This is a genomic window from Ramlibacter sp. JJN2-2R (assembly GCF_057747835.1).
This window is the reverse complement of sequence record NZ_CM173226.1, coordinates 1255365-1267289: the sequence shown is the minus strand read 5'-3', so window position 1 is coordinate 1267289 and position 11925 is coordinate 1255365. Positions and strand designations below refer to the sequence as shown.

12 protein-coding genes are annotated in these 11925 nt (G+C 71.5%); 6 read left to right on the top strand and 6 right to left on the bottom strand.

The annotated features are described in order from the left end of the window. Positions 1 to 8: 8 nt before the first annotated feature. On the bottom strand, positions 9 to 1784 hold the full coding sequence (locus AC3ANR_RS06225) for an autotransporter assembly complex protein TamA (protein WP_488291011.1): 1776 nt from the start codon (positions 1782 to 1784) through the stop codon (positions 9 to 11). A gap of 152 nt (positions 1785 to 1936) precedes the next feature. Further along, positions 1937 to 2998, bottom strand: coding sequence for a UDP-N-acetylmuramate dehydrogenase (murB, locus tag AC3ANR_RS06220; RefSeq protein WP_488291010.1), 1062 nt, complete (start codon positions 2996 to 2998; stop codon positions 1937 to 1939). Positions 2999 to 3041: 43 nt separating this feature from the next. Here murB and AC3ANR_RS06215 point away from each other — a divergent pair, with 43 nt between their 5' ends. Both AC3ANR_RS06215 and AC3ANR_RS06210 read left to right on the top strand, forming a co-directional pair. After that, positions 3042 to 3527, top strand: a complete 486-nt coding sequence (locus AC3ANR_RS06215) for a YajQ family cyclic di-GMP-binding protein (RefSeq protein ID WP_488291009.1) — start codon at positions 3042 to 3044, stop codon at positions 3525 to 3527. Further along, the gene (locus tag AC3ANR_RS06210; RefSeq protein ID WP_488291008.1) at positions 3520 to 4194 is read left to right on the top strand and encodes a retropepsin-like aspartic protease family protein; all 675 of its coding nucleotides are present in this window, start codon (positions 3520 to 3522) and stop codon (positions 4192 to 4194) included. Before AC3ANR_RS06215 ends, AC3ANR_RS06210 begins: the two co-directional genes overlap by 8 nt. Here AC3ANR_RS06210 and plsY read toward each other — a convergent pair. The 4 genes from plsY to AC3ANR_RS06190 all read right to left on the bottom strand — a co-directional run bounded on the left by plsY (position 4191) and on the right by AC3ANR_RS06190 (position 8168). Continuing rightward, entirely contained in the window at positions 4191 to 4826 is a 636-nt protein-coding gene (gene plsY / locus AC3ANR_RS06205) for a glycerol-3-phosphate 1-O-acyltransferase PlsY (protein ID WP_488291007.1), read from the bottom strand. The genes AC3ANR_RS06210 and plsY overlap by 4 nt on opposite strands. Positions 4827 to 4880: 54 nt before the next feature. After that, the gene (locus AC3ANR_RS06200; RefSeq protein WP_488291006.1) at positions 4881 to 6542 is read right to left on the bottom strand and encodes an L-lactate permease; all 1662 of its coding nucleotides are present in this window, start codon (positions 6540 to 6542) and stop codon (positions 4881 to 4883) included. A 64-nt stretch (positions 6543 to 6606) separates the two neighbouring features. Beyond that, a complete protein-coding gene (locus AC3ANR_RS06195; RefSeq protein WP_488291005.1) occupies positions 6607 to 7098 on the bottom strand; it encodes an aminoacyl-tRNA deacylase in 492 nt (163 codons plus the stop codon). Positions 7099 to 7106: 8 nt separating this feature from the next. After that, on the bottom strand, positions 7107 to 8168 hold the full coding sequence (locus tag AC3ANR_RS06190; protein ID WP_488291004.1) for an aldo/keto reductase: 1062 nt from the start codon (positions 8166 to 8168) through the stop codon (positions 7107 to 7109). Positions 8169 to 8217: 49 nt separating this feature from the next. On the opposite strand from AC3ANR_RS06190, the gene AC3ANR_RS06185 reads away from it, so the two are divergent. From AC3ANR_RS06185 to AC3ANR_RS06170, 4 genes are all read left to right on the top strand, one after another. Beyond that, positions 8218 to 8955, top strand: a complete 738-nt coding sequence (locus AC3ANR_RS06185; protein ID WP_488291003.1) for a DNA-formamidopyrimidine glycosylase family protein — start codon at positions 8218 to 8220, stop codon at positions 8953 to 8955. Between the two features lie 55 nt (positions 8956 to 9010). After that, positions 9011 to 10003: a Bug family tripartite tricarboxylate transporter substrate binding protein gene (locus AC3ANR_RS06180; RefSeq protein WP_488291002.1), complete on the top strand. Its 993-nt coding sequence runs from the start codon at positions 9011 to 9013 to the stop codon at positions 10001 to 10003. Between the two features lie 22 nt (positions 10004 to 10025). Beyond that, entirely contained in the window at positions 10026 to 10847 is an 822-nt protein-coding gene (locus AC3ANR_RS06175; RefSeq protein ID WP_488291001.1) for a metal-dependent hydrolase, read from the top strand. A gap of 84 nt (positions 10848 to 10931) precedes the next feature. Further along, positions 10932 to 11918: an NADPH:quinone reductase gene (locus AC3ANR_RS06170; protein ID WP_488291000.1), complete on the top strand. Its 987-nt coding sequence runs from the start codon at positions 10932 to 10934 to the stop codon at positions 11916 to 11918. Positions 11919 to 11925 lie beyond the last annotated feature (7 nt).

Below are 11925 nucleotides of genomic sequence, written 5' to 3'. Positions count from 1 at the left end.
GGCCGGCCTCAGAAGGTGCTGCTCAGGGTGAGGTGCAGCCGGAACCGCCGGGCCTGCACGCCGTACGCCAGGTCCGCCTGCACCGGCCCGAGCGGGCTGCGGTAGCGCACGCCCGTGCCCACGCCCCAGTTGGGCTTCAGGCGCGAGACCTCGTCCGCCACCGCGCCGCCGTCGATGAACAGGGCATGCTCGAAGTTGGTCTCCACGCCGCCGCGCCGGATGGGCCGCTGCCACTCCACGCTGCCCACCGCGAGGTAACGGCCCGGCGCCACCACGCCGTTGTCGCGGCGCACGCCGATCTCGCGCAGGCCGTAGCCGCGGACCGTCGTGTCGCCGCCGGTGCGAAACAGCTGGGTGGCCGGCACGCGCGCCTGCCGGTTGGCCAGCACCGCCCCGGCCTCGGCGCGCCACTGCAGCCGGCTGCGCTCGAACGGATGGATCTGCAGCCAGCGCACCACCGTGCGCTGGAACGGGCTCTTGCTGCCCACCAGGGTGAGGCCGCCGCCCAGCTCCAGGCCGGCCGAGAAGCCGCGCGTCGGATACGGCACGCGGTCGAAGTAGCGGCCGTTCCAGATGTAGTTGGCGCTGATCGCCGTGCCGTCGCCGGTGTCCAGCGGCGGCGCCACGCCGGCCTCGGCCTGCACCGTCGCGCGGTCGTACTGCAGGTAGATGTTGCGGTCGATGTGCTCGTCGCTGCGCGTGCGCCCCACGCGCAGCCGCTGCCCGTGCGTGACCAGCACGCCGTCGTCCAGCCGCTCGATGCGGCCCGACACGCCCCAGCGCCACAGGTCCTCGCCGGGCACGGCCGACAGCTCGGTCTCGATGAAGGGTGTCTTGCGGTCCAGCTGCAGCTTGGTCACCGAGCGCCAGCCGAGCCCGGGCAGCCGGTTGTGCGTGTACTCCGCGGTCGCCCGCGGCCCGCTGTCGGTGGACACGCCCAGCCCCAGCACCAGCTTGTGCAGGCGCGACTCGCGCACGTTCACCTGCACCGGCGCCGCGTCGGGGTTGCCGGCCGGGTCGACGTAGATGAAGGCGGAATCGAAGTAGCCGCTGCCCACCAGCCGCAGCTGGGCGCGCTGGATCTGGTCCTGGTCGTAGATGGTGCCGGGCGGCAGCCGCGCGAGCCGCGGCACGAGCACCGGGTCGTAGCGCTCCATGCCGCTCACCTGCATGGCGCCGAGGCGGAACAGCGGCCCGGAATCCAGCCGCAGGCCGAGGCGCACCCGGTTGGCCGCGGCGTCCACGTCGGCCAGGCTGTAGCTCACCCGGCCCGCGGGATAGCGGCGCGCGACCAGTTCACGCACCGCGCCCGTCTTTGCGTCGCTCCAGGCGTCCTGGGTGAAGCGGCGCCCGGCCGGCAGGCTCCAGCGCTCGCGGATGCGCTCGCGCTGGGCCACCGCATCGCCCGCCTGCGCGTCCCGGATGTCGCCCTCGAACGCGATGTCGATCCCCTCGACGGTGGTCTCGGGGCCGGGGTCGACGTCCACCACCACGACGGGCACCTTGCCCTGCGCGGGCGGCTCGCGCCGGATGTCCAGCCGCGGCGAGAAGTAGCCCAGTGTGCCCAGCAGCTCGCGCGCGTCGCGCTCGGCCAGCCGCATCAGGCGGGCGAGCTCGGCCTCCTCGAGGTCGGTCACCTCGCGGTAGCGTTGCAGTTCCAGGTGGCGCTGCAGCACCTCGCGCACGGGGCCCGGCGCCCGCACGTCGAGCTCGAACGCGCGCTGGGCGGGGGCCTCCTGCGCGAACGCCGCGCCGGCCAGCCACCCCAGGAGCAACGCGACCACGCCCGCAAGCCAGGGGGGCGATCGGTGGCGGACACGGGGCATGGATGGGGACACGGGCGTCGGCAAGGCTCAGTCGCCACTATGAAGAAGCGCGGCGGGCCGACGCGTAGGCCGAGGCCGACAGGCCCGGCCATTGCGGGCCGGCCCCCGCTTCAGACGACGACGGGCTCGGGCTCCAGGCGGATGCCGAAGCGCTCGTAGACGCTGGTCTGGATGGCGCGCGCCAGCGTGACCACCTCGCCGCCGGTGGCGCCGCCGCGGTTCACCAGCACCAGCGCCTGCTTCTCGTACACGCCGGCGTTGCCCACCGACTTGCCCTTCCAGCCGCAGGCATCGATCAGCCAGCCGGCGGCGAGCTTCACGCTGCCGTCGGGCATGGGGTAGTGCACGATGCCCGGCTCGCGCGCGATGATGTCGGTGCACTGCTCGGGCGTGACGGTCGGGTTCTTGAAGAAGCTGCCGGCATTGCCGATCACGCGCGGGTCGGGCAGCTTGGCGCTGCGGATCGCACAGATCCAGTCGAACACCTGGCGCGGCGACGGCTCGGCGATGCCGGTTTCGGCCATCCGGCGCTGCAGGTCGGCGTAGTCCAGCACCGGCCGCCATGGCTTGGGCAGCCGCAGCCGCACGCGCAGGATCAGCGCCCGGCCGGCCAGGCCCATGCCGCGCGGCGACGCGTCGGCATCCGCATCGTCCGGCGGCGGATGCTTGAAGACCGAGTCGCGGTAGCCGAAGGCGCACTGCGACGCATCGAGGGTGAACACCCTGCCCGTCCGCAGGTCGATGGCATCGAGCGAATCGAACCGGTCCTGCAGTTCCACGCCGTACGCGCCCACGTTCTGCACCGGCGAGGCGCCCATCGTGCCGGGGATCAGGGCCATGTTCTCCAGCCCCGGGAAGCCCTGCTCGAGCGTCCAGGCCACGGTCTCGTGCCAGTTCTCGCCGGCGCCGACCTCCACGATGGTGGCGCGCGGGCCGTCGGCGACGACGCGGCGGCCGGCGATCTCGACCTTGAGCACCAGCGAGCGCACGTCGCCCGTCAGGACGATGTTGCTGCCCCCGCCCAGCACGAACTTGGGCCGGGCGGCCAGCTCGGGGTCGGCCAGCAGCTGCACCACGTCGGCCTCGCCGCGCACGCGCACGAGTTCGCGCGCCTTGGCGACGATGCCGAAGCTGTTGTGCGGCGCGAGCCCGACGTTCTGCTCCACGATCATGGGAGAATTGTCACCCAAGCGAACCGTTCAGGAGGAAGAGCGAATGCCGTCTTTCGACACCGTCTGCGAGCCGAACCTGGTGGAGGTCCGGAACGCGGTCGACAACGCGGCCAAGGAGATCGGCACCCGCTTCGACTTCAAGGGCACGTCGGCCGCCATCGAGATCAAGGACAAGGAGATCACCTTGTTCGGCGACGCCGAGTTCCAGCTCGGGCAGGTCGAGGACATCCTCACCAGCAAGCTGGCCAAGCGCGGCGTCGACGTCCGGTTCCTCGACAAGGGCAAGGTCGAGAAGATCGGCGGCGACAAGGTCAAGCAGGTGGTCAAGGTGCGCAGCGGCATCGAGTCCGAGCAGGCCAAGAAGGTCCAGAAGCTGGTCAAGGACAGCAAGCTCAAGCTGCAGGCCTCGATCCAGGGCGACGCCGTGCGCGTCACCGGCGCCAAGCGGGACGACCTGCAGATCGCCATGGCCCTGATCCGCAAGGAAATCAGCGACCTGCCGCTGTCGTTCGACAACTTCCGTGACTGAATCCGCGCCGGCGGGCCGCCGCGGCGCGCTCGCTGGCGTGTTGCTGGCCGCGCTGCTGGCGGCGCCTGCCTGGGCCTGGGCACAAGCCGTCGCGCTGCAGGGCATGCTCGGATCCAAGGCGCTGCTGATCGTCGACGGCAGCGCGCCCAGGACCGTGGCGCCCGGCGAGAGCTGGAAGGGCGTCAAGGTGCTGGCCACCCGCGGCGACGAGGCCGTGCTGGAGGCCGGGGGCCGCCGCTTCACGCTGCGCGTGGGCGAAGCCCCGGCCAGCGTGGGTAGCGGCGGCGACGGCCCCTCGGGCAGCCGCATCGTGCTGACGGCCCAGGGCGGCGGCCATTTCATGAGCGCGGGCAGCATCAACGGCCGGGCCGCCCACTTCCTGGTGGACACCGGCGCCTCGGTCGTGAGCCTGGGTGCGGCCGACGCCGAGCGCCTGGGCATCGACTACCGCGGCGGGCAGCCGGTGCGCCTGGGCACCGCCAACGGCACGGCCATCGGCTGGCGCATCAAGCTCGCATCGGTGCGCGTGGGCGACGTGGAGGTGCGCGACGTCGACGCGGTGGTCGGCCAGCAGCCCATGCCCTACGTGCTGCTGGGCAACAGCTTCCTCACGCGCTTTCGCATGCGCCGCGACGACGACCAGCTGGTGCTGGAGCGGCGCTACTAGGACGCCTTCTTCTTCGCGCCCAGGCGCGATTCCGTTCCCGCCAGCAGGCGCTTGATGTTCTCGCGGTGCCGCCAGGCCAGCAGCGCCGCCATCGCGGCCAGCGCGATCGCCACCGCGGGGTCGGCGTACCACTGCAGGCGGTGGCCGAGCAGGTAGTACGCGGGCGCGAACACCGCGGCCACCAGCGAGGCCAGCGACGAATAGCGGAAGAAGAACGCGATGATCAGCCAGGTGAGGCCGGTCGCGACGCCGAGCAGCCAGTGGATGCCGAACACCGCGCCGATGAAGGTGGCCACGCCCTTGCCGCCCTGGAAGCGGAAGAACACGGGATACAGGTGGCCGAGGAAAGCGCCCAGCGCCACCATGGCCACCGTGCCCTCCTCCAGCCCGAACGGCCTGCCCCAGGCGCGCACCGCCAGCACCGGCAGCAGGCCCTTGCAGGCATCGAGCAGCAGCGTGGTGACGGCCGCGGCCTTGCTGCCCGATCGCAACACGTTGGTCGCGCCGGGATTCTTGCTGCCGAAGGTCCGGGGGTCGGCCAGGCCCATGGCGCGGCTGACGATCACCGCGAACGCGAGGGATCCGAGGAGGTAGGCCGCGATGGCGGCCAGCAGGGGGGACAGCGATTGCACGGCGGCGATTCTGCCATCCTGGCCCAGCCGTCACGCCGGCTGGGCCCCGTTCGCCTAGCGGACCACCATGCGGGTGAACGGATCGACGTAGGCCTGCAGCGTGACCAGGATGCCCACCAGCGCCGCCAGGGCGAGCGAGTGGAAGAACACGTAGCGCAGGATCTCGCCTTCCTTGTTCATCCAGCCGGTCGCCGTGGAGGCGACGACGATCGACTGCGCATCGATCATCTTGCCCATCACGCCGCCCGAGCTGTTGGCCGCGCCCATCAGGTTCTCGGGCAGGCCCAGCTGGCCCGCGGCGACCTTCTGCATGCCGCCGAACAGCACGTTGGAGGCGGTGTCCGAGCCGGTGAGCGCCACGCCCAGCCAGCCCATGAGGGTGCCGAAGAACGGATAGAGGACGCCGCTGGAGGCGAATGCCAGGCCCAGCGTGGTGTCCAGGCCCGAGTAGCGGGTGAGCGTGCCCAGCGCCAGCATCAGGGCGATGGTCAGCAGCGAGTAGCGCACCTTCCAGAACGTGGCGCCGTACACGCGCACCAGCTCCACCGGGTTGTAGCGCGCCAGCAGCCCGCCGACGATGGCCGCCACCAGGATGGCGGTGCCGGTGGCCGACAGCAGCGTGAACGCGTACACCGCGCTCTCCTTGGTGACCTTGGGCACGACCGGCGGCACGCGCTCGATCAGGTTGTGCAGGCCCTCGATCGGGTAGTTGGGCGCGAAGATGCCATTGAGCCAGGCCTTGGTGACCGGCAGGCCCCAGGCGAAGACGAACACCGCCAGCAGCACCCAGGGCAGCCAGGCGCGCAGGACGTCGCCGCGCGGATGGACGCTGCGGGCCGCGGCCGCATGGGCGGTGCCGGCGTCCGCCTCGTGGCCGCGCGGCACCACCGACGTCCAGATCTCGGCCGGCTTCCACACGCGCAGGAACAGCGCCAGCGCCAGCATCGAGCAGGCGGCGGCGATCACGTCCACCAGCTCGGGGCCGATGTAGTTGGACACCACGAACTGCGGGATCGCGAACGACAGGCCGGTGACCAGGATCGCCGGCCAGATCTGCAGCATCCCGCGAAAGCCCGCGAACGCCCAGATCAGCCAGAACGGCACCAGCAGCGAGAAGAACGGCAGCTGGCGGCCCACCATGGCGGAGATCGCCATGACGTCGTAGCCGTGCACCTTGGCCAGCGTGATGATCGGCGTGCCCAGCGCGCCGTACGCCACCGGCGCCGTGTTGGCAATCAGCGACAGGCCCGAGGCGGCCAGCGGCGAGAAGCCCAGCCCGATCAGCATCGCGGCGGTCACCGCCACCGGCGTGCCGAACCCGGCCGCGCCCTCGAAGAAGGCGCCGAACGAGAAGGCGATCAGCAGCAGCTGCAGCCGGCGGTCCTCGGTGACGCCGGCGATGGAGTCCTGCAGGATGGCGAACGAGCCGTTGCGCTCGGTCAGCTGGTGCAGGAAGATGATGTTCAGCACGATCCAGCCGATCGGCAGCATGCCGGTCAGCGCGCCGAGCCAGGCGGCCTTGCCGGCCATCGCCGCCGGCATGCCGAAGGCGAACACCGCGATCACCACCGCGGCCAGCAGGCCGGCGCCGGCCGCGATGTGGGCCTTCATGTGCAGGAAGCCCAGTCCCACCAGCATGACCACCACCGGGATGGCGGCGAGCAGCGTGGACAGCACCATGCTGCCCATGGGGTCGTAGATTTGTTGCCAGGTCATGGCTCGTCTCCTTGTCTTCTGCCTGCCTTTGTAACCGGGCTTGGCTGACGAGGAACTGTCGGGCCTAGTCCTGCAGCGCGCACCGCACCGGCGTGGCCCCGAGCAGGTCGACGCACACGCGCGGGTCGATCCCCACCAGGTAGCCACGCCGGCCGCCGTTGATCGCGATGCGCGGCAGGCCGAGGATCGTTTCCTCGACGTACACCGGCATCTTCCTGCGGGTGCCGAACGGCGAGGTGCCCCCGACGAGGTAACCGCTGTGCCGGTTGGCAACCTCTGGCTTGCATGGCTCCACCGACTTGGCGCCGATCTGCCGCGCCAGGTTCTTGGTCGAGACCTTGCGGTTGCCGTGCATCAGCACGAGCAGGGGCCGCGCCTTCTCGTCCTCCATCACCAGCGTCTTGACGACCGTGAAGGGGTCGAAGCCGAGCACCGCGGCGCTGTGTTCGGCGCCGCCGTGCTCCACGTACTCGTAGGGATGCTCGGTGAATGCGACGCCGTGCGAGCGCAGCAGCGCCGTGGCCGGCGTCTCGCTCACGTGCTCCTTGCGCGCCACGGACGGCCTCAGTTGGCGGGGTCGCGCATTTCCCAGCGGATGCGGTCGATCTCGGCGAGCAGCTCGGGGGCGAGCCGGGTGCCCCAGGCGTCCAGGTCCTCGTCCAGCTGCTGCAGCGTTCGCACGCCGACGATGGTGCTGGCCACCTGCCACTTGGTGTAGCAGAAGGCCAGCGCCAGGCGCGCCGGCGTCAGGCCGTGGTCGCGCGCGAGCTGGTTGTAGCGGCGGGCCGCGGCCAGCGCTTCCGGCCGGCCCCAGCGCCCCTGCCGCACCGACTCGAACTTGCCGATGCGCGCCTCGCGCGGAGTGGACGGGCCGTCGATGCCGGCCTGGTCGTACTTGCCGGTGAGCAGGCCGAAGCCGAGCGGCGAATACGCCAGCAGCGACACGCCCAGCCGGTGCATCGTCTCGTCCAGGGCGTTCTCCAGCGCGCGGCTGATCAGGCAGTAGACGTTCTGCACGGTGGCGATGCGCGGCAGCCCGTGCTGCTCGGCCAGCCGCACGAACTCGTGCACGCCGTAGGGCGTCTCGTTGGACAGGCCGATGTGGCGCACCTTGCCCTGGCGCACCAGCCTGTCCATCGCCTCGAGCTGCTCCTGGATCGAGGTCTGGGTGCGCTCCTTGGACGGGTCGTAGTAGAGCGAGCCGAACATCGGCACGTTGCGCTCGGGCCAGTGGATCTGGTAGAGGTCGATGGTGTCGACCTGCAGCCGGCGCAGCGACGCCTCGCAGGACGCGACGATGTCGGCGGCGGTCATGCCGCTGCCCTCGCGCACCCAGGGCATCCCGCGCGAGGGACCCGCCACCTTGGTGGCGAGGACCACCTTGCCGCGCGCCGCCGGGTTCTTCGCGAACCAGCGGCCGATGATGGACTCGGTGGCGCCGTAGGTGTCCTTGCGCGCCGGCACCGAGTACATCTCGGCGGTGTCGATGAAGTTGACGCCGCGCTCCAGCGCGCGGTCGAGGATGGCGTGGGCGTCGGCCTCGGCCACCTGCTCGCCGAAGGTCATGGTGCCGAGGCAGATGGGCGTGACGCGCAGGTCGCTGGCGCCGAGTTGGACGAGGTTCATGGGCAAATGGATGACATGGGCTGCGCGAGCGGGGTGCGCAGAATAAACCATGCCCGAAGGTCCGTCGCTGGTCATCCTGCGCGAGCAGGCGCAGGTGTTCGAGGGCCGCCGCATCCTGCGCGTGGAGGGCAACACCACGCTCGACAAGGACCTGTTGCGGGGGCGCACCGTCCAGGCCGTGCGCACCTGGGGCAAGCATTTCCTCGTCGAGCTGCCGAACGTGGCGCTGCGCATCCACCTGCTGATGTTCGGCAGCTACTGCATCGACTCGCGCAAGCCCGGCAAGCCCATCCGCATCGGCCTGGGCTTCGCGCAGGGCCGCGAGCTGAACTTCTACAGCTGCGCGGCGCGGCTGGTGGAGGAGCCGGTCGACCTGCTGTACGACTGGAGCGCCGACGTGCTGTCGGACCACTGGGACCCGAAGCTCGCGCGCGAGCGCCTGCTCGCCGAGCCGGACGCGCTGGTGTGCGACGCCCTGCTGGACCAGGGCATCTTCGCGGGGGTGGGCAACATCATCAAGAACGAGGTGCTGTTCCGCATCCGCGTGCATCCGCTGTCGCGCCTGGGCGCCCTGCCGCCGGCCAAGCTGCGCGAGCTGGTGCGCGAGGCGCGCCGCTACAGCTTCGACTTCCTCGAGTGGAAGAAGGCCTTCGTGCTGCGCAAGCACTGGCTCGCGCACACGAAGCGCACCTGTCCGCGCTGCCACGTCCCGCTGCAAAAGGGCCACCTGGGCAGCACGCAGCGCCGCAGCTTCTGGTGCGAGCGCTGCCAGCTGCGCTACGGGTGAACGGCCCCCGGGGCATCCCCCTGCACGGCCGGTGGCGGCAGCGCTAGGATGGGCCATGCCATCGCATCTGAACCGCCGCGCGGCGTTGGCCTGGGGCGGTGCCCTGGCGCTCAGCCACGCCGTGCCGGCCGCGGCCCAGTCCTTTCCCTCGCGCCCGCTGCACATCGTCGTGCCCTTCACGCCGGGCGGCTCCAGCGACGTGCTGGCCCGGGCCGTCGGGGTCGAACTGGCGCGCTCGCTCGGCCAGCCGGTCGTGATCGACAACGTGCCCGGCGCGGGCGGCTCGCTCGGGGCGGAGCGGGCCGCCAAGGCGGCCGCCGACGGCACCACGCTGCTGATGGGGCACATCGGCACGCTGGCGATCAATCCGGCCCTCTACCCGAAGCTCGGGTACGACCCGGTGCGCAGCTTCACGCCGGTGGCCTGGGTGGCCCGGGTGCCCAACGTGCTGGTGGTGCACGAGGCCGTGCCGGCGCGCACCCTGCAGGAGTTCGTCGCCTACGCCAGGGCCCACCCCGGCAAGCTGGCCTACGGCTCGGGCGGCAACGGCAGCGCGGCGCACACCACGATGGAATACCTGAAGCTGCAGACCGGCACCTCGCTGCTGCACATCCCCTACCGGGGCACGGCACCGGCGGTGACGGACCTGCTGGCCGGGCAGGTGCAGGCGCTGTTCACGGGCGTGCCGGCGCTGCTGCCACACATCAAGGCGGGCCGCATCCGCGCCCTCGCGGTGTCCAGCCCCAAGCGCCTCGCGGTGCTGCCGGACGTGCCCACCGTCGCCGAGAGCGGCGTGCCCGGCACCCAGGGCTTCGAGGCCGACCAGTGGTACGGGCTTGTCGCGCCGGCCGGCACGCCGGCCGACGTGGTGCGACTGCTCAACCAGCACGTGAACAAGGCGCTCGAATCGGCCGAGGTGCGCTCCCGCCTGGCGTCCGAGGGCGCCGAAGCCACGCCGGCGACCCCCCAGGCCTTCGGCCAGCTGATCGCCGCCGAGATCCCGCGCTGGGAGCGCGTCGTCAAGGCCGCCCGCATCCACCTCGATTGACACCACCTGGAGGAGAAGACGCATGGAACGATTGGCACGATGGCTCCTGGCCGCCGCGATGGCCTGCAGCGGCTGGGCCGCGCACGCGCAGCAGCCAGCCGGCAAGACCGAAGTGTTGTGGCTGGGACAGTCGGCCTTCCGCATCACCACGCCCGGCGGCAAGGTGATCGTCACCGACCCCTGGCTGAAGGCCAACCCGCTCACGCCGGCGCAGTACAAGAACCTGGACGCGCTGGGCAAGGTGGACGTCCTGCTGGTCACCCACGGCCATCTCGACCACTTCGCCGACGCGCCCGCGATCGCCCTGGCCAACCAGGTGCCGATGTACGCGCCCGGCGACATGAACCAGACCGTGGGCCTGCTGGGCATCTTGCCGGCCAACCTGGTGCCGCGCTTCAACAAGAGCGGCACCGTCACGCCCGTGCCGGGCATCAAGGTGACCGCCGTGCACGCCGAGCATTCCTCGGTGATCGTCTGGAAGAACCCGGCCACCGGCAAGGACGAATCGCACTACGGCGGGGAACCGGTGGGCTACATCATCGAGCTGGAGAACGGCTTTCGCATCTGGCACATGGGCGACACCGGGCTGTTCGGCGACATGCGCTTCATCGCCGACTACTACAAGCCCGACCTGGTGCTGATGCCCATTGGCGGCCACTTCACCATGGCCCCGGCCGACGCCGCCTATGCCGCGCGTGAATGGATCCGGCCGAAGAACGTGATCCCGATGCACTACGGCGCCAACCCGCTGGGCCGCGGCACGCCCGAGGAGTTCATGCGTGCGCTCGGCGATGGACCGACGCGCGTGCTGCCGCTCAAGCCGGGCGAGACGGCAACGTTCTGACCCCGGCGGCAGCGGGCCGGGTCGGCAGCCGCTGCGCATCCTGGTTGGGGCGGGCGACGGCAGCCCCGGACTAAACTGCCCGCGATGAAAGCTGCCTTCTACGACCGGCTCGGCCCAGCACGCGAAGTGCTGCAGCTGGGCGACCTGCCCGAACCCCGTCCCGCGCCCGGCGAAGTGCGGGTGCGCATCGCCTGGTCCGGCGTCAACCCCTCCGACGCCAAGTCGCGCATCGGCCTGCGCAGCCAGGGGATGCCGTTCCCGCGCGTGATCCCGCACAGCGACGGCATGGGCGTGATCGATGCCGTGGGCGACGGCGTGCCGGCCCGCCGGGTCGGCGAGCGGGTGTGGACCTGGAACGCCGCCCGGGGCCGCGCGCACGGCACGGCCTGCCAGTGGGTGTGCCTGCCCGACGCGCAGGCGGTGGCGCTGCCGGACAACGTGCCCGGCGAAGCCGGCGCCTGCCTGGGCATTCCGGCGCTGACGGCGCTGCACGCGGTCCTGATGGACGGCGGGGTGGCCGGCAAGACCGTGCTGGTGGCCGGCGGCGCCGGCGCGGTCGGCCACTACGCCGTGCAGATGGCCAGCCAGCTCGGCGCCGCGCGCGTGATCGCCTCGGCCAGCACGCCGGCCAAGGCCGCCCTGGCGCGCGAGGCCGGCGCCGACGACGTGGTGCTCTACAAGTCCGAGCCGCTCGCGCAACGCGTGCTGGCGCTGACCGGCGGGCGCGGCGTCGACCGGGTGATCGAGCTGGACATCGCGGCCAACGCGGCGGCCGACCTGGAACTGCTGCGGCCGGGCGGCGAGTGCGTGGTCTACGGCAGCGGCGCGACCGCGTTCGAGTTGCCGTTCTACCCGCTCATCACCAAGAACGTGCAGCTGAAGTTCTTCATCGTCTACAACCTCGCGCCGGCCGACCGCGAGCGCGCCGTGGGCACGCTCACGCGGATGCTCGCGCGCGGGGCGCTGCAGCACAACATCGCGGCCCGGCTCCCGCTGGAGGAGATCGCGCAGGCCCACGAGCTGGTCGAGCGCGGCCAGGCGGTCGGCAACGTCGTGCTGCGCGTCGACTGAGCGCCGT